This is a genomic window from Spirosoma fluviale (assembly GCF_900230225.1).
Classification (GTDB): Bacteria; Bacteroidota; Bacteroidia; order Cytophagales; family Spirosomataceae; genus Spirosoma; species Spirosoma fluviale.
In genome coordinates this window covers 308,395-329,650 of sequence record NZ_OCNH01000005.1, presented here as the reverse complement: position 1 = coordinate 329,650, position 21,256 = coordinate 308,395, and the positions used below count along the sequence as shown (strand labels likewise).

Here is a 21,256-nt window from a genome sequence, read left to right as displayed (position 1 = left end):
TAGCGGAAACTAAAGTAATATAGTATCCACTAACCATAAATAATAAATTTACTTCATTAATTTTTTCTGCCAGTTCCACGCATCCCGTAACGACTCAGCGAGCGAACGACGGGCAGACCACTCCAGCACACGGTTTGCCTTGGTAACATCGGCATAAACCTGCTCAACATCACCCGCCCGACGTGGCCCAATAACATAGTTTACATTAACCCCGGTAGCCTCTTCAAACGTTTTGATCACGTTCAGCACTGTTTCGCCACGGCCTGTACCAATATTGATAACGTCGTAAGATGCTCCTTCCGGGGCTTCTATCAGTTTTTTCAGGGCCTGAACGTGGGCATCGGCCAGGTCAACCACATCGATATAATCGCGAACACAGGTTCCGTCCGGCGTATTATAATCATCACCGTATACGGTCAGGCTGGGGCGTATGCCAGCGGCCGTTTGCGTGATGAACGGTACCAGATTGGCCGGAACACCCAGCGGCAACTCCCCAATCTCAGCGGATGGGTGAGCTCCAATCGGGTTGAAGTAGCGAAGTGCCAATGCTTTAACGGGTATCTGTGCCGTTACGGCATCACGGATAATATCTTCGCCAATGGCTTTGGTATTTCCATAAGGCGACTGGGCTGGCAAACGGGGCGTCTCTTCCGTTACGGGCAGATGCTCCGGTTGGCCATACACCGTGCAGGACGATGAGAATACGAAGTTCTGCACCGAATACTGAGGCATCAGTTCCAATAGCAGTAGCAACGGATCAAGGTTATTGCGGTAGTATTTCAGCGGTTTAGCGACCGATTCGCCTACCGCTTTGTTGGCGGCAAAATGAATAACGCCAATTGGTGCTTCTTTCCTGAAGATGTCTGCCATGATGTCGGCATCGTTGCAGTTTACCGCATAACACGTTACATCGCGGCCCAGGATAGCCCGCAATCCATCGAGAGCAGAGCGTTCGGAGTTGGAAAAATCATCGATGATGACCGGCTCAAAACCGGCGTTAACCAACGAAACAACCGTGTGCGATCCTATGAACCCTGCACCTCCGGTTACCAGAATTTTGGGAGAATTGCCTGAAAGAGTCAAACCGTTTTTTATAAAAATTTTGTTGCTATATTAGCATAGCTAGTTTCATAACCAGACAAAAGTAGCATATTCAGTAGGTTTCCGAAAACAGTTTTTATTCTGGGGTACCCTGATAAAGCAATACAAACGGATGAATGACAACGAATTGAAAGCCCTTATCTCGCTTCTGGACGATGAAGACCGGGAAGTCGTTGAACACGTTGAACAACAAATTCGACAGATGGGGGGGCAGATGATCCCGCTTCTGGAGTCGGAATGGGAAGGCAGTTTCAATCCTGAACTTCAAAAGCGAATTGAAGAAATTATCCATGATCTTCAATATGAATCGGTTTTGGATCGTATGCGCGACTGGAAAAATGGCGGAGCCATGGATTTACTGGAAGGTCTCTGGATCATCGCGACCTACCAGTACCCTGACCTATCGCTCGATAAACTGAAGCAGGAGGTAGAACAGTTATTTTATGATGTCTGGGTTGATTTTAAAGCAGATATGCATCCCGACGAGCAGATCAAAGCCATGAACAGTGCTTTCTTCTCCAAGCTGAAATTTGCGCCAAACACCAAGCATTTTCACTCGCCGGCCAACTCCATGATCAACCAGGTACTCGAATCGCGCCGGGGCAATCCTATAACGCTTTGTGTGCTCTACATGCTCATTGCCAAACGGCTAAATCTGCCCGTTTACGGCGTAAACCTGCCTAATCTCTTTGTGCTTACCTATAAGAATAGCAGCGGTGTTCAGTTCTATATCAATGTATTCAACCGGGGGCTGGTCTTCACTACCAAAGATATCGATCAGTACATTGACCAGTTGAATATCAAACGGCTGGATACTTTCTATCAACCCTGCACAAATGCCGATATTGTCCGGCGTGTACTCCGAAACTTGACGCTGGCTTTCGAAAAGAATGGTGATGCCGAGCGCGTCCGGGAAGTAGAGCAAATTCTCAATACCGTCCGGGACGACGGCGATGGCCTTCCCCTATCGGATTATACCCAACGGTAAATACGTACCCACGGGATTCATCCCGTGATTTCTAGGTTATAAGTTCGTCAACTAAAATCACGGGATGAATCCCGTGGGTACGTTAATAGGCCACCGCCAGCAGGCCGGGTCCTTCCTGAAAGCAACGGATAATGAGTTGCTCCTGGTGATCGGGTAAGCGAACATGCCCCACCAACTGCTCAAGGCCATCAGCAAAGGGCTCGATCAGTAAGTGCTCCCGAAAAGTAAGCTGACGCTTTCCGTAAAGTTTATACAAGGCTTCTTTAGCGCACCAATAAACCGCCAGCCGGTTTGGGTCGCCAGCCGCATGTGCAAGTTCACTCTCCGATAAAACACGCGGTACCACCCGCCTGAATTGCTCCCGGATGGGTTCAATATCAATGCCCACCGGGCGCGACCGATGCAGTACCGCAGCGGCCCATCCATTCGTATGAGACAGGGAAATATGCCAGGGAGAGTTGATAAGGTGCGGCTTCCCGTATTCATCTTTGTACAAACCACCGTAATCCACGCCCTGTTCTTCAACCAATTGTCGAATCGTTACCCGACAGGCCAGCCATTCAATGCGCTGGGCAGGATGGCTGATGCGCGCCAGATCCTCCTGTTCAGACACGGTTAACAGCACCTTAGCCCGTAATGCAGGTTCATCCTCCGTAATAGCCTTTAGCCGGGCTATGCAGTCACCGTTTATGTCTAGTTGAAAAGTCACCATCAAAAATCGGAAGTCATTCGAGAAAAAGAAAGGATTAACGACCTTTGAGCAACAACTTGTCTTTTCATCCAGTGATTGTAGAAAAACTAGATACATTTGGTGGCCACCGCGACCCGGTTTACACCCTGGAACACGGCTTGATGGCCGAACAGTTTTTTTCGGCCGGTGGCGACGGGCAGGTTGTCCGGTGGCACCTGGATCGGCCAGATTTGGGCGAACTGGTAGCCAAAGTACCCGCTTCGGTGTATGCACTGGCCCTGCATCCAACCAGCAGGTTGCTGTGGGTTGGCCAGAACTACGAAGGCATTCACCTGATCGACCCGGTCAGAAAACAGGAAGTGGCCTCGCTCAAACTTACGTCGGCCGCTATCTTCGACATCAAGTTTTATAAAGACGACGCCTTTCTCGCTCTGTCGGATGGGGTTGTCGCCATTGTTTCTACCGATCAGCTCGCGGTTCGGAAGCACCTTAAAGCGTCCGATCAATCGGCACGGTGCATTGCCGTGAATCCGGTTGAGCGTGAACTGGCCGTTGGCTACAGCGATAATGTTGTCCGTATTTTCGATTTAATTACCTACGAACTCAAGCAGGTTATTCCGGCCCACGGCAATTCTATTTTTACAATTGCGTACTCACCTAATTTTCAGCAGTTGCTCACCGCAGGGCGCGATGCGCATTTGAAAGTTTGGGCGGTAGAGAAAGGATATACCCTTCAGCAGGATATTGTGGGGCATATGTTTGCCATTAATCACTTGTCTTTTAGCCCGGACGGACGCCTGATTGCTACAGCCAGCATGGATAAGTCGCTTAAGATTTGGGATGCCGAAACCTACAAATTACTGAAAGTAGTGGACCGCGCCCGCCATGCCGGACATGGTACATCCGTCAATAAAGTACTTTGGACAAATTACCATCAATTATTACTTTCAGCCAGCGACGACCGTACCATTTCGGTATGGAAATTGATTTAAGACCTTTAGGTAAAGTAGGTTTCGTCTATTTTTCCGACTATTTTTTGTAAAATAGATATTAAGGCAGTTAATTCACCTTTATCTAGGTATTTAGTAACACATTAAACTTGTAGCGCACCAATGAAAATTACGCCAATTGAAATCCGGCAGCACACATTTGAAAAAGGGTTGCGCGGCTATAAAACCGAAGAAGTTGACGCATTTCTGGCTTCGCTATCTCAAGAATGGGAACGCTTGACCGGCGAATATAAAATGTTGAAAATGCAACTTGAACTGGCCGAAAAAGAATTAGGCAAGCTCAAGGAAGTAGAAATGACTTTGTTCCGGACGCTTAAAACAGCCGAAGACACAAGCACTCAAATCACCGAACAGGCGAACAAAGCGGGGGAAAAATACATTGATGACGCTCGGCAGAAAGCCGACGAAATACTGGCCGATGCCCGTAAACGGTCGGCACTGATGGTACAGGATGCCGAAAACCAAGCCCGGTATCTGAAAGACAACATCCTCAATGACATCAAATCATTAGAGCACGATTTCAAAGCCCTGGAGAATTACAAGGAAAATCTGGCCATTCAGATTCGCACGCTTGCCAGCAATGCCGTTGATAGCGTAGATCGTTTTGAAAAGAAATTTTCCCGGCAAAATCTGAAGGGTAAAATGGATGATGTGACTGCGCAGCTAACAGAGGAGTTGAAACAACCCGAAACTGACGTTCAGCCAGATGCAGCAACACCTACCAACACAATGGCTGAATTACCCCCGCTGATTGACCGGGAAGAGTCCGTTCCGGAAGCGATTCCGGTTGATGAGGCCGTTATTGAAAAACTCGATGAAGCCCTTCACATTGACCACCATACCGAAAGCCCGGTTGTTACTGAGATCCAAGATAATTCAGCACAAGAGCCTTTACTCACTGAAGTAAATACAACTGATCCCGAAGGTGATTCCGTAGAGGCAAGCGAAGAGGTAACGATAAAAAAAACCGGTTCTTTTTTCGATCAGATTTAAGCACAACAAAAATAATATCACCCCGATAAATCTTTGGCTATTTAGCTGGGGATTTATCGGGGTGATTCATCTTTACGCACGTTATGGGAACAATTGCTTTAGAAGGATTAGAGTTTTTTTCGTACCACGGCTTCTACGACGAGGAGCAGAAAATTGGCAATAAATACTCCGTCGATATTGTGGTAACGGCCGATTTTTCGGAAGCCGCCCGACGCGACCGGCTCAGTGCTACGGTCAACTATGAAGATTTATATCGAATTACGGCCGGTGTCATGAAACAACCCGCCCGCTTGCTCGAACACATCGCTCACCAGATTATTCAGGAAATCAGGTCGACATACACTGAACTCGAAGCGGTAGAAGTGAGCGTATCAAAATTCAACCCACCCATCGGGGGCGTTTGCCACCGGGCGAAGATAACTTTAAAGGAGTAGTTAGGAGCGAGGAGTTAGAAGTGAGGAGGGCTGACGCATGTTTTTAACGACGCGTCAGCCCTCCTCACTTCTAACTCCTCGCTCCTAACTACTTGTACTAAGCTCCTAACTCCTTCCTTAAACTGCCTGCTGAATACCGGCAAACGAAATGGCCATGTGCGACGCATCATAAATGCAGGCACCGTTCCGAATCAGCAACACTTGGGGCGACTCATGTTCGACACCAAATTCGTGTTCAATTTTATTGGAAATAGGCCGATTGGCTAGTAAGTCAAGGTAATATGGCTTCACACCAAGCTGGTCATTCCAGTTACGTTCCATCCGGCTAAGCGCCATTGCACTGATTGAGCAAGTTGTGCTGTGTTTAAAAATCAGAACAGGCTGCCTTGCTGATTCTGCTTTGATCGTATCTAGTTGAGTGTCACTCGTTAGCTTGTTCCAGTTCATTGTACCAACATCCATTCTGTTGACGTAAAATCATTTTTAAGTATGAAAAGTTCGTCAATTTTCCGGTGTATAACGTAGTTTATCCGCCATTTCTGGCGTGACCGCTTCGGCGTATGTTCCGTACGCATCAACTAATGTCCCTTTATTACCATTCTTAGCCTCAATAGCATACAAAACCATCTCATCGCCGGGATCGGTTGGCCCCTCGAAACGGTAAACGTCAACAACGTCAAAGTCCGCCGGACGTAGTTCAATATTATCCGGCTGGCAATGCAGGTGATCGGACTTAAGGTTGTAATCCTGCGTGAATCCGCGGGCACGTAAGCCCTCCAAAGCTTCAGTAAGTGTATCGTACGCGTGCATGAGAGGTAGTTTATTAAATGAGTTCGTAGCTTTGTTACGTATAACCAACCTTATCATCGCTTGTTTTCGGGCCTCTATAACACCGGCATTATGGCTTTTCAATCGCTGTTGCGATTGGTGGCGTCTTTTAACCCCAAAGCACGGCTCTGGGTTGATGGCCGACGCGACTGGGCTGATAAACTATGGCGACTTCTTGCTGGCAACACAAGCCCCATTGCCTGGTTTCATGCCGCTTCACTGGGTGAATTTGAGCAGGGCTGCCCGGTTATCGAAGCTTTTCGGGCCGCCTATCCGGACTATAAAATCCTGCTGACCTTCTTTTCACCCTCCGGTTATGAGGTTCGCAAGGACTACGACGGTGCGGATTACATCGTCTATCTACCCGCCGACACGCCCAACAATGCCTGCCAATTTGTGACGCTGGTGAAGCCCCGAATCGCGTTTTTTATTAAATACGAGTTCTGGTACAACTACCTGCGTGAGTTGGATGCAGCACAGGTTCCGATCATCTCGTTCTCCGCCATTTTCCGTCCCGATCAGCTTTTCTTTAAGCCTTGGGGACAGTTTTACCAAAATATGCTTCGCTATTTCAGCCATATTCTGGTTCAGAATAAGGAGTCGGTCAATTTATTGGCCGGTATCGGCTTAAAAAACGTGACCCTCGGGGGCGATACGCGCTTCGACCGGGTGTCGCAGGTGGTAGTTACCAAGAAGGCCATTCCCGTGGCCGAAGCCTTCAAGGCCAACACGCCCCTGCTGGTGGTCGGCAGCGCCTGGCCCGAAGATATGGCTGTTTTGATCCCGTTCATTAACCAATTCAACAAACCTCTTAAGGTTGTTATTGCCCCGCACGAGATTAAGGAGGAAGAAATCGAACGCTGGAGAAAGCAGTTGATAAGGTCATCGGTACGTTTTTCGCAGGCCAACATAGACACTGCTCGTTCGGCTGATGTGCTGTTCATTGACAACATCGGTATGCTTTCGTCGCTCTATCAGTATGGGGAGTTTGCCTACATTGGCGGGGCCTTCAAGCAGGGCCTGCATAATATTCTTGAAGCCGCTACCTTTGGCATGCCCCTGTTTTTCGGACCAGATTACGATAAGTATCAGGAAGCCGTCGACCTCGTCGGAGAAGAGGCTGCTTTCTCAATCCACGACACAGACGAATTAACGACAACGTTTCTGAAACAGTACGATAACCCCGCAAAAGCGACTCGGGTGAGTCGGGATTATGTGCAGCGGAACATTGGCGCAACGGCGAAGGTTATGGAGATTGTACAGAAATCGCTATTGCTTACAAACCTATAAGGCCTTCGAGACCTTATAGGTTTACTATCACAATCACTCATTGGCACAACACGGCTTAGTCATACGGTCAACCGGCTCCTGGTACGAAATTCGTAACGCAGACGGACATATTTTTCAGGGTCGGCTGAAAGGAAAGTTCAAATTGAAAGACCTCAAGGTCACCAACCCGATTGCCGTGGGCGACCGGGTGGTGTTTGACGTTGAAGATGAGGCCGAAAATACAGCTATCATCACCGACATTTCGCCCCGCGACAATTACATTATCCGGCAGTCCGTCCATAAGACGGCGCACGGGCATATTTTGGCGGCTAACCTCGACCAGGCCGTACTGCTGGCCACGCTGGCCATGCCCCGAACGTCGGCAGGGTTCATTGACCGATTTCTGGTCTCTGCCGAATCGTTCCGTATTCCGACAACGATTGTCTTTAATAAAATCGACATTCTGAACGACGAAGGGTTGGAGTTTCAGCAGGAAATTATCGACTTGTACGAACGCATTGGTTATAATTGCCTATCTACCTCAGCCACAGAAGGTGTAGGCGTAGAAGAATTCCGGGCGTTACTCGACCAGAAAGTCACTTTATTGGCCGGACACTCGGGCGTTGGGAAATCGTCGCTCGTAAACGCTATTGCCCCGACGTTGAATCTACGCACCAACGAAGTGTCGTCTTTTGCCAACAAGGGCGTTCACACGACCACATTCGCCGAAATGTTCGAGCTGGCCCCCGAAACGTTCATTATCGACACGCCTGGCATCAAGGAATTAGGCTTAATGAACACGTCGAAAACCGAAATAGGCCACTATTTCCCCGAAATGCGCGACCGGATGAACCAGTGCCGCTTCAATAACTGTCTGCACATCAACGAACCCGGCTGCGCCATCAAAGAAGCCGTCGCCGAAGACGAAATCGCCGAAAGCCGCTACATGAGCTACCTGAGCATGGTAGAAGGCGGAGATAACAGGCGGTAACGTAGAGACGCAATACCTTGCGTCTCCTCCTAGGCGTTAGCAAATTCATCTGGCCTAAAGCCATCCGGTCAGGAGACGCAAGGTATTGCGTCTCTACATCAATTCGTCATTGCGGCCAGCAAATCCGCTTGTGTGATGATGTGAACCTGCTCGCGCTCGTCGCGGACCAGCAAGGCTTTGTTGTCGCGGTCGATTAAGGACGACAGAGCGTCGATGGTATTATCTAGGCCGACGAACTTGAATGGTTTGTCCATCACCTCACTTACGGGGTGATCTTTCACCGCAGGGTCGTCGATCAGGCGGTTCAGCACGGTCGAATCGGTGAGGCTACCAACGATGTGGCCATTCTCGTCCGTAACCGGAATCTGCGAAATACCGTAACGGTTCAATATCTGTATCGCCTGACTCACCGATACACCCATACCTATAGTGGTTAGTTGGGACTGACCCGTTTTGTGATGAACAATGTCACGGGCAGTTTTGAAGGCGCGGTCTTCCAGAAAACCGTGGTCTTTCATCCAGGTATCATTGTAAATTTTGGCGAGGTAGCGCGTACCGTGATCGGGCAATAGAATCACCATAACATCGTCGTCAGTAAGGTGCTGCTTGGCCCATTCCAGCGCGCCATGCACGGCAGTACCACACGACCAGCCCACAAACAGGCCCTCTTCGCGCGCTAGTCGCCGGGTCATGATGGCCGCATCTTTATCGGTCACCTTCTCGAAAAAGTCGATCACGCTGAAGTCTACGTTCTGCGGCAGAATATCTTCGCCAATGCCTTCGGTGAGGTAGGGATAGATCTCGCCCTCATCGAACTGGCCGGTTTCTTTATATTTTTTGAAGACCGAGCCGTAGGTATCCAGCCCCAGCGAAACGATATTGGGATTCTGCTCTTTCAGAAATTTCGACGTTCCGCAGATGGTACCACCCGTACCGACGCCAGCGGCAAAGTGCGTGATCTTGCCATCGGTATCGCGCCAGATTTCGGGGCCGGTGGTTTCGTAGTGGGCGGCCGTATTGGCGGGGTTATCGTACTGATTCGGGTAAAGCGAATTGGGAATATCGCGGTTCAACTTCTTCGCAACGGAGTAATACGAGCGCGGATCATCGGGGGCTACGTTCGTGGGGCATACCACGACCTCGGCACCCACCGCCCGCAAAATGTCAATCTTCTCCTGCGACTGCTTGTCGGCCATGGTGAAAATGCATTTGTAGCCTTTCCCGATAGCCGCCAGCGCCAGACCCATACCGGTATTGCCGCTGGTGCCTTCGATGATAGTGCCGCCGGGCTTGAGAACACCCCGTGCTTCGGCATCGTCGATCATGCGCACGGCAATCCGGTCTTTTACCGAGTTGCCGGGATTAAAATACTCGACCTTCGCCAGTATCGTTCCCCGAATTCCCTTGGTGACTTTATTGAGTTTCACCAGGGGCGTATTGCCAATGGTGTCGATGATGGAGTTATAATAGTTCATGTTGGCGAAGGGCCATTCCGGCCGACTTATGTTCGTTCTGTGGTTTATCATTAAACGCCGGAAGCCCACCGTTCGTTTGACCACTCCCTAACGTTGCGGTTGCTTCTTCGCAATTCGTTGCCTGTTTCTACCAGTTCAGCCTACGTTTTCGCGTGTTCAGTCAATGACCTATCTATGAGGAGTTTAAAGCACTTTACTTTTGACCTGTTCTTCTTTTATAACCAACAACAAATACATAAACATCATGAAAACATTAGCTCAATCTTTACTCACGGCGCTGCTTTTAAGTACTGCCACCCTTGCTACTGCCGAAAGCGCTAACCCAATATCAACGGGTAGTTCGATCGTTACGACGAACTCGTATAAAGCCGCCATTTTCCCATCGACAATCCCGTCAAAACTAAACGTATACGTTGAGCGGACGCCGGGTCAACTCATGAGTGTGTCATTTAAGTCGACAGACGGCGCGGTGTTAGAGAAGCTGTCAATCGGTAAAAAGCAGGGCAATTTTCATTTCCTGTTCGACATATCGGACTTGAAAGATGGCACCTATACGATTGAGATTATGTCTGGCAGCGATGTATCGGAGCATTCCGTTACCCTGGCGACCCCGTCGTATAAATCAGTAACTCGCACGATTGCGTTGAACTAAACAAGGGGTATTTATACAAAGCGCCACGGTCGTGAGGTCGTGGCGTTTTGTGTGTTTGGGGAGAAACTTAAACCTGTTTATCGATAAAGGCTTTGACCTGACTATGAAAATGCTTGAAACTTTCGGAACGTTGCTCTAGCCAGGAAGCGTCGAAATTTTTCGACAGTCCATCAACTATGGGGTTTGATATCTCGTTGGGCGGGTCTTCATACCCATATAAAATAAACTTTACCTTTTTGCGCGGTTGAGACTCAAGCGAAATATTTTTCGTCAAAGCCGGATTGTCTTTCTTGTGTTTCAAGTACCAGAGCCAATGTTCAATGCACTGTACAGGGAGCGCGATCAAAAGTTTGTCAATCTTTTCCTTCACAAAATGGCTGTACCGTTCATCAAACTCTGATGGATGTAAACTATCAACATCTCGTACAACGAAAAATACCTCATGCTGATACCATCCTAGGCCAGTTCTTGCTACAATGGCAAATTTCGTGTCAACTTGTTTCCTGTTGTTAGCTCTAAACTTCTCACAAAAGGCTTCATCTTTCTCAAAAAAGACAGTTTCAACAAAGTGGCTAAGGTAGTTCTAAAGGAATATTTTATGGGCGTCATCCTCGCCATAAAAACCATATTTAAGCTGTTTCATGCGGTACGCCACCTAAAAATCCAATTGTCCAGTATTCACCCAATGCATCTGTGTAATGGACGGGCGGTATGCCTAATTCAGCATTTTTCTGATTTGCGGGCTCAATTACATCACGCAGTAGATTGTTCACGATTGTTGCGCCTTCAGCATCCTTATCGAAGACAAATACGCTTTCAGGCGATTCGGCAAACTCATCCAGCAACAATGGACTATGCGTTGTCATGATAACCTGAATGTCTTTTTCAGCAACCAACCGACGGATGAAGTTCATCACCTCTCGAATCCGCCGTGGATGAATTCCCTTTTCAGGTTCTTCAAGAAGCAAAAGTTTGGGGGGATTGGGCTGGTTAATAATGCAGAGGAGGGCTAGAAAGTAAAGTGTACCTTCAGAGAGTTCATCAGCCCAATAGGTTACTCCTTGCTCACTGTTGGTTAGACCAAGCCGCTTGAACGAATTATTTGGAAAGAGTCGCTTCATCTCTTCCGTTGGGGATTCGTCATCGATATTAATCTCATCAAATTCAGGAACGCAGGTCTGTAAATCAGTTTCGATGCGATTGAAAACAGATTTTCTGTATTTATTACCCAGCATTCTGTCTAAAAACCCGATCAGATTTGATGAATCTGAATTAACTATCTCTGCGCCGGTACCTACAGGACCAGGTTGAGTAAGTTTATTAGGGTCAGGCCGGTAAATGCTTAACGAATTAAGCTCTCGGCGTAAAAACTCGGCATTAGGATAGCCGTCCTCATTTTTATTAAGTATAATTCCTTTCCTACTATTGATTTGAGATGATTGAACTTCATTCCGATCAGGCGACTCCAAAAAATTCATCTTATGAAGAAATTGCAACTCTTCATCATTTCCCTGAAAAGTTAATCCAATAGATAAGTAGTCTGTAGAACGCTTGTATCTAAAGTTTCTTTCCTGACTGTCATTATAAGTTCTCTGCAAAACTCTCTGGTTGAAGTACTCCAGCGCCTTCAAAAAATTCGTCTTGCCCGAGTTATTAGGCCCGATAAGCAAATTCACTTTCTGAAGATCGAGCGTGACGTCTTTCAGGCTCTTGAAATTCTGGATAGATACGCGCTTGAGCATGGTTTGTATGATTGTACCAAACAGCCTCTGGCTGTTTGTCGTAAATAGCCAGAGGCTGTTTGGTACACAAGGTACTAATTTACTTACCCATTTCGACAGCCCGCATCAGGACGGTATTGTCGGGATCGATGGTTACGGAGGCCGGTTTGGTGGCCAGCGGCACGGTGAATGTTTGGTTTTGCCCGGTCATGGTTAGGCGGGCGGTGCGGCTGATTTCGCGTCCGTTGGCCCCCCGGATGCTGAACGTGAGCGGTATCACAAAAACCGCGCCCGACCGCTGCGCCTGCCGAACGTCGATCACCAGCGCCTTCTTAGCCGCATCGTATTGTGAACCCCAGACAATCTCGGGGTAGCCGGGCTGATACAACCATTGCTGGAAAAAGGGACCGAGTTTCTTGCCCGAAACATTTTCCATCACGGCCTGCAAATCGCTGGACTGGGCGTTGGCATTGCGGTACTTCTCGTAATACGCCCGAATGCCTTTCCAGAACAGATCGTCGCCAAGTTCGTGACGCAGCATGTGCAGCACCCAGCCACCTTTCTGGTACGAGTTCGGGTTGAGTAAATCCATTAAATTGCTCGCCGTTGAGTCGACAATCGTGCCTTTAGGTTTCAGGGCCGAGAATCGGAAAATCTGGCCTTTATTCTGGTTCATGACGGCGTTGAGCGTGTCTTTCCCATACGCATGTTCGAGGTAAAGGGCCGAGAAATAAGTAGCAAACCCCTCGCTCAGCCACAACTGCGACCAGTCGGCTTCGGTAGCGGAGTTGCCAAACCATTGGTGCGCGATTTCGTGCGCCAGCAAAGCTTCCACGTCAGAGTCTTTCTTGCCGACAATGATTTTCTCATTGTAGAAAATACAACTGGCATTTTCCATCCCGCCAAAAATCGTGGTCGACTCCACATTGGCGAGCTTCTCGTACGAATACGGCCCAACTTTATCTACGAAATACTGCAAAATCTCTTTGGCTGGCCGATAATCGACAAACCCCTTCTGGCTGTCGTTGGGGTAGAGCCAGCTTTGCACGGGCACCCCACCTGCCGAGCCAACCTCTTCAACCGCGAACCGGGCCGCACCAATCACCATCACCTTCGTGGGAATGGGCGTATTCTCCTGCCAGCGCGTCAGTTTGCGGCCACCGGGCAAACTGCTTTCACTCTGAAGCTTGCCGTTGGAGATGATGCGATAGGTGGCAGGGGCGTTGACGGTAAACGAACAGGTTGCTTTGTCGGACGGGTGATCGACTACGGGCAGGTAGTTTCGGGCGTTGTTGGGCCAGTTGTCGCCGAAGAAGGTTCGTTCACCAAATTTATTCTGGCTGATAATGAGCCCACGGGCGGGTGTCCCATCGTATCTGATCGCCACCTCCGTTGCCTGGTTGGGCGCGGCTGGCAGGTTGATAAAGACGCGGTCATTACGCTGGCTGAACGGAGCCGGTTTCCCATCCGATAAGCTCACCGAACGTACACGCATGCCCGTTTCCGATGAGTCGCGCGGGCTTATGAGGTCGAACCAGACCGTTTGCCGGTCGTCGGCGCGGGTGAACCGGATGGTGGTTTCGCCTTTGATCTGGTTCGTTGAGTCGCTCAGCATGAGCGAAAAAGCGTAGTTCTGTACATCGACGCCGGGTTGCGTATAACGGGCTGCGTAGCCGCTGGCTAACTGAGCGTGCGTGACGGTGGTGGCTATCAGTAGCAGTAGCCCGGCTAAAAATCCTCTTTTCCCTTCTTTCATTCTGTCGTACTCATTATTCCTTTATCTCCTGACACAATTCAACCAAAACGCCGTTTGTGCCTTTGGGATGCAGGAAACATACTAATTTATTATCGGCGCCCCGTTTGGGCACCTCGTTCAACACGGTAAACCCTTCGGCTTTCAATCGGTCAATCTCAGCCAATATATCATCTACTTCAAAGGCGATGTGGTGAACTCCTTCCCCTTTTTTCTCCAGAAATTTTGCAATCGGGCTCTCCGGATTTGTCGCTTCAAGCAGTTCGATCTTGGTCTGGTTTACCTTGAAGAACGATGTAGAGACCCCTTCCGATGCCACCGTTTCGGCTTTGTAGGGCTGAACGTCCAGCAGTTTGGCAAATAACTCATTCGATGCCGCCAGATCGCGGACGGCAATGCCGATGTGTTCGACGTTGGTTAGCATAGTTGTTTGTACCCGACAGCCTCTGGCTGTCGGTGTTAAGAGCCAACCGACAGCTAGAAGCTGTCGGGTACGTAACAAGAACTTTTCCGTTTGGCCGAAAGTTATAGAGAAAGCATTGATATGCCTCAACATTGATTCGATTACAACTATGGTTACGGTTTCTGATATCGCCAAAAATAAGATTGTTGAACTCCGTCTTAAAGACGGTCTTGCTGAAGATACGGCCATCCGGGTAGCAGTTGAAGGTGGGGGCTGTTCAGGGTTGATGTACGACCTTCAATTCGACGCGACCCAGCAACCAACCGACCATCTTGTTGAAGATAAAGGCATCAAGATTTTGGTAGACCGCAAAAGTTTACTGTATCTGGCCGGTACTGAACTCGATTTCTCCGACGGCCTGAACGGGAAAGGCTTCCAGTTCAAAAACCCCAATGCAACCCGGACTTGTGGTTGTGGGGAAAGCTTTGCCGTCTGAACCTGGATTTATAGGATTTATTTGATTAGCTTGATTTTTGAAGAAGCCACTCCAAAACAAGGGTGGCTTCTTCATTTTTGTACCTTTCAAGATTAAAATATTTTTTCTTTACTCAGCATCTTCTGGCAAAATCTCAAAAATCGTACAAATCAACTAACTCCCGCCGGGTTGCCGGTGCAATTCAGATGACAGCCAAGCCCGTTCGCTATTCCCAGACAACACTTACTGAGTTGATGATTCCATCCTATGCCAATTTTGGAGGGCACGTGCATGGAGGCATCCTACTGTCGCTGATGGATAAAGTTGCCTACGCCTGTGCGGCCAAACACGCGGGCCAGTATTGCGTAACGGTATCCGTCGATGGCGTTAATTTTCGTCAGCCGGTGGAAGTCGGCGAATTGGTTTCGCTGATGGCTTCCGTGAATTATGTGGGCCGTACGTCGCTAGTGGTGGGCATTAAAGTCATTGCCGAGAATGTGAAATCCGGAACCGTAAAGCACACAAATACTTCCTACTTCACCATGGTCGCGAAAGACGATAACGAACGCCCTACCGAAGTACCGCCCCTCCTCCTCGAAACCGTCGATGATATTCGGCGTTTTCTGGAAGCGATGAAACGCAAAGAACTTCGGGCATCCTACAGCGAACACTTCGACAACGCCCGAACGCGCATGCTGCTTCACGAAAACATCGGCCAATTAGTGAAGGAGCGGTGTAAGCTGGCGGATGGTCTGAACCTGGATTTATAGGATTTGTTTGATTAGCTTGACTTTTGCCTTACCATACACCCGTATAGTCTACTTGCTTTCCTTTTCACCAGTCATATCAATCAAAAAAATCAAATAAATCCTGCGGGGTCGCCCATGCGGTTCAGACCTCCCCCCTTACAATCTTCGCCCCTGCCACCATATTGGCCAGTTTTTGTTTGGCGGCCCAGCGAGCGGTTTGGCTCAGGCCACAGTCTGGGGCGACGGCTAGCTTTTCGGCGGGAACGTAGGGGAGGCATTTGCGAATGCGTTCGGCTACGTCTTCGGGGGTTTCGATGTAATAACTTTTCACGTCGATGACCCCCACCGCCACGTCGAACTTCTCGGCGAAGCGGGCCAGCAGGTTCACTTCCGAGAAGTTGAGAATGGTCATTTCTGAATGCAACTCATCGACGGTCATGTCCAGAAAATCGGGGAGCATGGGCGCAATGCTCTTTTTACCCACCGACCGGCCTTTGTAATTCCCAAAGCAGAGGTGCATCGACAGGCGCGTTTTGCCCACACCGGGCGCTACCGTCCGGTTGAAGATATCGACAAACCGTTTGGTGTCTTCGCGGTACGCATAACACGACATGGATGGCTCATCGACGCAGATTTCCGGTACGCCCAGCGCGACCAGATCCGCGATTTCTTTATTCACGAGGGGCAATAAAGCCTCCGTGACCTCCCAGCGATCTTTATACAGGCTACCGGGCAACAACCGACCGCTGAGTGTATACGGCCCCGGAATGGATACCTTCAAGCCCTGTCCTTCAGGAGCCAGGCGCTTCAAACGAAGGTATTCCTCCACCACGCCCAAGCCTTTCGGGGCAGTGAGGGGTTCAATAATATTGTGTTTTCCCCGCTGGTCGTGAGCCGGTGGCCCGTAACGCCGGAGTTCCGTGTCGTTGTTCTGAATGCCATTGATATAGCCGTAGAACGACAGATTGAAGTCGAAGCGGGTTTGTTCGCCATCGGTGATGACGTCCAGTCCGGCGGCAACCTGATCATGGACCGAAGTAACGACCGCGTCTTCAATCATTTCATTGATGTCGGCCGGGCCGAACTGGGACAGGTTCTGGCTGGAAAATTCGAGCCAGCCGGGAAACGGCATCGAGCCGACAACCGTGGTTTTGATGGGTACGGGTTGCAAAATGGTAGGGGTTTGTTAGCTCAAAAAAGACGGCGTACCGGTTTATTTACTAATCTCCCACCAGAGCATGTCTTCAATCTGGTCGAACAAATGAAAGCCATTTTTTTCGAGCACTTTCTGCGACGCTACGTTTTCTGCCGTTGTATCCGCCACTACCCGCAGAACGCCGGGTTGCTGAAGTGCCCAGTTCACCATCCCGCCAACCATTTCGGTCATGTATCCCTTGCGATGCACGCCGGGATACGTGCCGTAGCCAATTTCGATGGTTCCCGTTTCATCGGGCTCTCCTTTGAATTTGGCTTCGGCCACAAACAGCTTTTTCTCCCGGTCGGTGGCCAGCCACAACGTATGATAAAGTGGGTCGAGCGTGGGGTCCTGCAAACGAGGGATCGTGAAATAAACGACGATACTTCGAACCGGGTCAACAACTTCCCGGTAGCCTTTTTTCAGGCCCATCGTTTGCTCTAATTCGTACTTGTTGGCCAAGTGGAGCCGAAGCTGGTCGAGCGTTAGGGGAATGATCGTCAGGCGGGGCGTTTCAATCATGACGTTTGATGGGAACGCGGATTAAACGGATGGAACTGATTTAAACTGATTTTCAAATACTCTACGTCTGAATTCAGGCTTTTTACCGAAGTTCAAAAGCAAGCCAACTTCTATCTGAGTTGCCTTAAGGTAATTGAGTAACTGCTGTTCATGTTCTGCAATAATAGTTTCAGCCGCCTTTAATTCTATAATTACGGCATCGTTTACAATCAAGTCAGCAAAGTAGTTACCTACTTCTACTCCGTGATAGTATACTTTTATTTGCTGCTGGCCAATGGCTTTATACCCACGGTTTCGCAACTCCATCAATAAGGCATTTTCATAAACCTTCTCAAGGAAGCCAAATCCGAGCGTGTTATAAACCTGATAATAAGATTTGATGATTACCTCGGTTAAGTCTTTTTGTAGTAAGTACATGGTGGCAAATAGTTACAGGCAATAATAAAGATTTTGTCCGTTTTTATCCGTTCAATCTGTTCAATCCGCGTTCCTATCAGGCCAATCGGCAACGTTCAAATCTGCCCTTCGCTTACACTCCAGCCGCCATCGACGGTGAGTACCTGCCCGGTGGTGAAGGCCGAATAGTCGGACATGAAATAGACGGCGGCCCCGTCGAGGTCGTCCGGCTGACCAATACGCCCGCCATCGAGCGGCTGTTTGGTTTTCGTGAAAGCCATGATCGTATCGTCTTTAGTGGCACGCTGGGCCATGGGGGTTTCGACCAGGGCCGGGGCAATCACATTGACACGGATATTGTCGTTCGCATAGTAAGCCGCCACCGATTTACTAAAGCCAATTACCGCCGATTTCATGGCTGCATAGGCATGGGTGCCAAAATACGCCGGTGAGGGCCGCGACCCCAGTACCGAACCCATGTTGAGGATAACGCCACCCCCACCCTGCGCTCGAAACGCCCGCACCGCTGCCTGATTCGACAGCATCATCGACGTCAGGTTAAGGTTCACGGTATAATTCCAGCCTTCGAGCGTAATGTCGTGTAGGGGGCCATCGCCAAAGCGTCGGCCGCTGCCACCAGCTACGTGATACAGACCATCGAACCCTCCGAAAATCTGCTGACAGAGAGCAATGGCTTGGGGGGACGTTTGCGGGTCGGAGGCATCGCCAGACATGGCCAGCCCGTTGCCATCCAGTTGTTTCTCCGCCGTTGTACAGCTTTCCGGATTACGCCCCACTACAACGACCTGTGCCCCTTCCCGAACAAACGCCAGTGCCGCCGACAAGCCCATTCCGGTAGTGCCACCCACCACCACAATTTTTTTAGATTCCAACCACATAAAACGTATAAGTATACAGATTGATTAGTTGTATAGTAAGAAACGAACTTCCCTAAAGCCTCAGATATTCGTTACCAATGCCTTGGATAAGCGTCTGTCTAATAGAAGCCTCTGATCCCGCTCAAAATTACCCTTTTTGCTTATCTTTGGTAAAAACTCAAGTCGCTATGGAGACGAATCGGGTAGAGTTCTTAGAAGAATACCACTCAGAGGACATTATGTCATTGAATCACTCCCGTATTATCAATCGTGTTGGCGTAGCCTTAGATCGCTATGACGATGAATACGACGTTTTTCCAGAATTAGAGCTTGAGTTATCGACAGGTAAGTGCAAGCCGGATGTAGCTATTTACAAAAATCTCCCATCCGACTGGTTCAACGACATTATCTATTATACCCAGCCGCCAATAATTGCTGTTGAAGTACTTTCGCCTAAGCAAGCCGTTACCGATTTAACCGATAAAGCGATGAGTCAATATTTCCCGGCGGGCGTTCAGGTTGTCTGGTTAATAATTCCTACACTACGCATTACACAGGCAATACTGCCTGACGGCTCTATTCAAACTTGGTCGAATGGGATTATGAAAGACCCGATTACAGGTATGGAGATAGATCTGGGGTATTTATTTAAGTAAGTGTCCAGCAAAAAGAAGCGTGAGTCCATGACCCACGCCTTGTTGGCCTGTTACACTATATCCCGCTCAATAATCTTACCGCTGGCTTTCTCTTTCAAGATCACCTTATTCCGGCCGTCGTGGGTCATTTCCTGCTTGATGAGGTAATGATCAGCGTCGTACTCGACCAGGGTCGATTCGGGTTTAAGCCCCTCCTGACCGCGCCAGACGGGCAGATTCACCGGTTCCCATTGCTTCGTTTCGGCTGATTTATAAGCTGCATCCAGCACCGCGTTTACGATATAGCCATCATAAAACGTTTCGGCGGGGTCGCGGCCTTCTTCCTGCGACTTGAACATGTCGGTAAACATGTGATTGTAACCCAGGTCGTTCACCTCGTCGCCAACGGGGAATAGCCAGCCCGTGTTGGATTCGGCTTTTTCGGCTACGTAGTCGGCACCTTTGCCCGTGGTAAACATCTCGAAGCCTGTTCTCAGGAAGTTGTTGATCCAGATTGTGCCTTCAGTGCCCATCACTTCGTCGCGGAGGTCCATACCGCCCCGGAAGGTCCAGCTCACTTCAAACTGCCCGATGGCCCCGTTCTCGTACTTCACCAGTGCAATGGCGTGGTCTTCGGCGTCGATGGGTTTCACCTGCGTGGCGGCCCAGCACATCACCTCAACCGGCCGTACATCTTTACCGATAAAATTCCGGGAAATCTCCACGCAATGGCAACCCAGATCGAGCATACAGCCGCCCCCGGCCTGTTCTTTGTCCCAGAACCAGTCGGAGTGCGGACCGGGGTGCGTTTCGCGGGACTTTGCCCAAAGAATACGGCCCAACGCCCCGCTTTTAACGCTTTCCAGCGATTTTAAGAACTTTGGCGTGTAGCATAAGTCTTCCAGATAACCCGCAAAAATTCCGGCTTCCTCAACCGTCTGCATCATCCGCAGGGCTTCCTCAGCATTGCGGCCGAGCGGCTTGGTACACACCACCGATTTTTTGTGTTTCGCACACAGGTTGACCGCCGTTTCATGGATGTTATTCGGCAGAGCGATACACACCATATCGACGTCGGGGTGGGCAATGACTTCTTCCATGTTGGTCGAAGCGAAATCGCAGCCGTAATCGGTCGCAAATTTTTGGGCAGTTTCTTCCCGGCGGGCATAAATGGCGACTACTTTGTCGCGGCTGCGCTGGCCGTGGATGGATTCGGCGTAGAAGCGGCCAATGAAGCCGCCCCCAAGCATGGCAATACGTTGCATAAGTAACGATTTAGGTAAAGGGTTAATCCGTACTTTCGTGGCGTTAAAGTAAAGAACCCCCACCGTTTATTTTTACCCATGGCCGATTTTTTCGACATCCATACCATCTTCTTTACGCTATGGGACTACCCCATGAGCTACCTCGAATTCTTCGGGGCGGCATCGGGAGCGGTGGCTACCTGGCTGGCGGCTAAAGCGAACGTGTGGAGCTGGCCCATCGGCGCAGCCAGTGTGCTGCTGTTCTTCTTTCTGTTCTACCAGATTCAGCTTTACCCCGATATGTTTTTGCAGGTGTTTTTCTTCATCACCAACCTGCACGGCTGGTGGCGCTGGACACACCCCAAAGCCCAGGAAGCCGACAGCCGCAATGAACTTCGCATTACGCGACTACTTGGTCGCCCACTTGTTCTGACACTCCTTGGCGGGCTGGTGGCTACCGCTATGCTGGGCACCTTCGCGCAGAACCTTCATATCTGGTTTCCGGTGCTGTTCAACCAGCCCAGTGCGTTTCCGTATCTGGATTCGTTCACCACGGTCATGAGCATCATTGGTACGTTTATGATGATTCATAAAAAGCTGGAATGCTGGTGGGTATGGCTGCTCGTCGACATCATCAGTACTTACATGTATTTCACGAAAGGAGTAAAGCTGGTGGGAGTCGAGTACGCCGTTTTTTGCCTGATCGCCTTTCAGGGTGCCTGGTTTTGGTGGCGCGAATACCGAAGCTACCCAGTACAGCCCACGTAGCCTGGATGGCTACGTCCGGGTAAATCATAGCTGATTACTTATTACTCCCGGACGTGGCCGTCCAGCTACATATGAGTACACTACA

Annotated in this window: 25 protein-coding genes; 11 read left to right on the top strand and 14 right to left on the bottom strand. The window is 49.6% G+C overall.

All coding sequences use genetic code 11. The features are described from left to right. Positions 1-48 precede the first annotated feature (48 nt). A complete protein-coding gene (gene galE, locus CRO74_RS24615; protein ID WP_097129841.1) occupies positions 49-1,083 on the bottom strand; it encodes a UDP-glucose 4-epimerase GalE in 1,035 nt (344 codons plus the stop codon). Positions 1,084-1,213: 130 nt separating this feature from the next. On the opposite strand from galE, the gene CRO74_RS24610 reads away from it, so the two are divergent. Next, complete coding sequence (locus tag CRO74_RS24610; protein ID WP_097129839.1) at positions 1,214-2,089, top strand: transglutaminase-like domain-containing protein; 876 nt, start codon at positions 1,214-1,216, stop codon at positions 2,087-2,089. An 82-nt stretch (positions 2,090-2,171) separates the two neighbouring features. On the opposite strand, the gene CRO74_RS24605 is transcribed toward CRO74_RS24610, so the two are convergent. After that, the gene (locus CRO74_RS24605; protein ID WP_097129838.1) at positions 2,172-2,801 is read right to left on the bottom strand and encodes a 4'-phosphopantetheinyl transferase family protein; all 630 of its coding nucleotides are present in this window, start codon (positions 2,799-2,801) and stop codon (positions 2,172-2,174) included. A gap of 71 nt (positions 2,802-2,872) precedes the next feature. Between CRO74_RS24605 and CRO74_RS24600 the strand changes: the two genes are divergently transcribed. The 3 genes from CRO74_RS24600 to folB all read left to right on the top strand — a co-directional run bounded on the left by CRO74_RS24600 (position 2,873) and on the right by folB (position 5,217). Next, positions 2,873-3,772 carry a WD40 repeat domain-containing protein gene (locus CRO74_RS24600; RefSeq protein WP_097129836.1) on the top strand — a complete coding sequence of 300 codons (900 nt, stop codon included), beginning with the start codon at positions 2,873-2,875 and terminating at the stop codon, positions 3,770-3,772. Between the two features lie 120 nt (positions 3,773-3,892). Further along, on the top strand, positions 3,893-4,783 hold the full coding sequence (locus CRO74_RS24595; protein WP_097129834.1) for a DivIVA domain-containing protein: 891 nt from the start codon (positions 3,893-3,895) through the stop codon (positions 4,781-4,783). A gap of 83 nt (positions 4,784-4,866) precedes the next feature. Further along, positions 4,867-5,217 carry a dihydroneopterin aldolase gene (gene folB / locus CRO74_RS24590; protein ID WP_097129832.1) on the top strand — a complete coding sequence of 117 codons (351 nt, stop codon included), beginning with the start codon at positions 4,867-4,869 and terminating at the stop codon, positions 5,215-5,217. A gap of 117 nt (positions 5,218-5,334) precedes the next feature. On the opposite strand, the gene ytxJ is transcribed toward folB, so the two are convergent. After that, entirely contained in the window at positions 5,335-5,664 is a 330-nt protein-coding gene (ytxJ, locus tag CRO74_RS24585) for a bacillithiol system redox-active protein YtxJ (protein WP_097129983.1), read from the bottom strand. A 54-nt stretch (positions 5,665-5,718) separates the two neighbouring features. After that, positions 5,719-6,027 (bottom strand): phosphoribosylpyrophosphate synthetase, encoded by a 309-nt coding sequence (locus CRO74_RS24580; RefSeq protein WP_097129831.1) that lies wholly within the window; start codon positions 6,025-6,027, stop codon positions 5,719-5,721. A 60-nt stretch (positions 6,028-6,087) separates the two neighbouring features. Here CRO74_RS24580 and CRO74_RS24575 point away from each other — a divergent pair, with 60 nt between their 5' ends. Continuing rightward, complete coding sequence (locus CRO74_RS24575; RefSeq protein WP_097129829.1) at positions 6,088-7,335, top strand: 3-deoxy-D-manno-octulosonic acid transferase; 1,248 nt, start codon at positions 6,088-6,090, stop codon at positions 7,333-7,335. Positions 7,336-7,375: 40 nt separating this feature from the next. Further along, the gene (gene rsgA, locus CRO74_RS24570; RefSeq protein ID WP_097129827.1) at positions 7,376-8,305 is read left to right on the top strand and encodes a ribosome small subunit-dependent GTPase A; all 930 of its coding nucleotides are present in this window, start codon (positions 7,376-7,378) and stop codon (positions 8,303-8,305) included. Between the two features lie 98 nt (positions 8,306-8,403). Here rsgA and CRO74_RS24565 read toward each other — a convergent pair whose 3' ends face one another. After that, on the bottom strand, positions 8,404-9,780 hold the full coding sequence (locus CRO74_RS24565; protein WP_097129826.1) for a cystathionine beta-synthase: 1,377 nt from the start codon (positions 9,778-9,780) through the stop codon (positions 8,404-8,406). 244 nt (positions 9,781-10,024) lie between these two features. Here CRO74_RS24565 and CRO74_RS24560 point away from each other — a divergent pair, with 244 nt between their 5' ends. Next, positions 10,025-10,432 carry a T9SS type A sorting domain-containing protein gene (locus tag CRO74_RS24560; protein WP_097129824.1) on the top strand — a complete coding sequence of 136 codons (408 nt, stop codon included), beginning with the start codon at positions 10,025-10,027 and terminating at the stop codon, positions 10,430-10,432. A gap of 67 nt (positions 10,433-10,499) precedes the next feature. Here CRO74_RS24560 and CRO74_RS24555 read toward each other — a convergent pair whose 3' ends face one another. The 4 genes from CRO74_RS24555 to mce form a co-directional block, all read right to left on the bottom strand. Then, the gene (locus CRO74_RS24555; RefSeq protein ID WP_097129823.1) at positions 10,500-10,802 is read right to left on the bottom strand and encodes a hypothetical protein; all 303 of its coding nucleotides are present in this window, start codon (positions 10,800-10,802) and stop codon (positions 10,500-10,502) included. Between the two features lie 259 nt (positions 10,803-11,061). Next, on the bottom strand, positions 11,062-12,174 hold the full coding sequence (locus tag CRO74_RS24550) for an AAA family ATPase (RefSeq protein WP_097129819.1): 1,113 nt from the start codon (positions 12,172-12,174) through the stop codon (positions 11,062-11,064). 79 nt (positions 12,175-12,253) lie between these two features. After that, positions 12,254-13,909: a M1 family metallopeptidase gene (locus tag CRO74_RS24545; protein WP_097129818.1), complete on the bottom strand. Its 1,656-nt coding sequence runs from the start codon at positions 13,907-13,909 to the stop codon at positions 12,254-12,256. A gap of 13 nt (positions 13,910-13,922) precedes the next feature. Further along, positions 13,923-14,330 (bottom strand): methylmalonyl-CoA epimerase, encoded by a 408-nt coding sequence (gene mce / locus CRO74_RS24540; RefSeq protein WP_097129816.1) that lies wholly within the window; start codon positions 14,328-14,330, stop codon positions 13,923-13,925. A gap of 148 nt (positions 14,331-14,478) precedes the next feature. Here mce and CRO74_RS24535 point away from each other — a divergent pair, with 148 nt between their 5' ends. Together CRO74_RS24535 and CRO74_RS24530 are read left to right on the top strand one after the other, a co-directional pair. After that, positions 14,479-14,805 carry a HesB/IscA family protein gene (locus CRO74_RS24535; protein ID WP_097129814.1) on the top strand — a complete coding sequence of 109 codons (327 nt, stop codon included), beginning with the start codon at positions 14,479-14,481 and terminating at the stop codon, positions 14,803-14,805. Positions 14,806-14,990: 185 nt separating this feature from the next. After that, positions 14,991-15,554: an acyl-CoA thioesterase gene (locus CRO74_RS24530; protein ID WP_097129813.1), complete on the top strand. Its 564-nt coding sequence runs from the start codon at positions 14,991-14,993 to the stop codon at positions 15,552-15,554. A 121-nt stretch (positions 15,555-15,675) separates the two neighbouring features. On the opposite strand, the gene CRO74_RS24525 is transcribed toward CRO74_RS24530, so the two are convergent. The 4 genes from CRO74_RS24525 to CRO74_RS24510 form a co-directional block, all read right to left on the bottom strand. After that, positions 15,676-16,704 (bottom strand): methionine synthase, encoded by a 1,029-nt coding sequence (locus tag CRO74_RS24525; protein ID WP_097129811.1) that lies wholly within the window; start codon positions 16,702-16,704, stop codon positions 15,676-15,678. Between the two features lie 42 nt (positions 16,705-16,746). Next, the gene (locus tag CRO74_RS24520; RefSeq protein ID WP_097129806.1) at positions 16,747-17,250 is read right to left on the bottom strand and encodes a GNAT family N-acetyltransferase; all 504 of its coding nucleotides are present in this window, start codon (positions 17,248-17,250) and stop codon (positions 16,747-16,749) included. 21 nt (positions 17,251-17,271) lie between these two features. Next, entirely contained in the window at positions 17,272-17,667 is a 396-nt protein-coding gene (locus tag CRO74_RS24515; protein WP_097129804.1) for a GxxExxY protein, read from the bottom strand. 95 nt (positions 17,668-17,762) lie between these two features. Further along, positions 17,763-18,545 carry an SDR family NAD(P)-dependent oxidoreductase gene (locus tag CRO74_RS24510; protein ID WP_097129802.1) on the bottom strand — a complete coding sequence of 261 codons (783 nt, stop codon included), beginning with the start codon at positions 18,543-18,545 and terminating at the stop codon, positions 17,763-17,765. Between the two features lie 167 nt (positions 18,546-18,712). Between CRO74_RS24510 and CRO74_RS24505 the strand changes: the two genes are divergently transcribed. Further along, a complete protein-coding gene (locus tag CRO74_RS24505) occupies positions 18,713-19,180 on the top strand; it encodes a Uma2 family endonuclease (RefSeq protein ID WP_097129801.1) in 468 nt (155 codons plus the stop codon). Positions 19,181-19,230: 50 nt separating this feature from the next. On the opposite strand, the gene CRO74_RS24500 is transcribed toward CRO74_RS24505, so the two are convergent. Continuing rightward, entirely contained in the window at positions 19,231-20,424 is a 1,194-nt protein-coding gene (locus tag CRO74_RS24500; protein WP_097129799.1) for a Gfo/Idh/MocA family protein, read from the bottom strand. 78 nt (positions 20,425-20,502) lie between these two features. Here CRO74_RS24500 and pnuC point away from each other — a divergent pair, with 78 nt between their 5' ends. After that, positions 20,503-21,171, top strand: coding sequence for a nicotinamide riboside transporter PnuC (gene pnuC / locus CRO74_RS24495; RefSeq protein ID WP_097129797.1), 669 nt, complete (start codon positions 20,503-20,505; stop codon positions 21,169-21,171). The last annotated feature ends 85 nt before the right edge of the window (positions 21,172-21,256 follow it).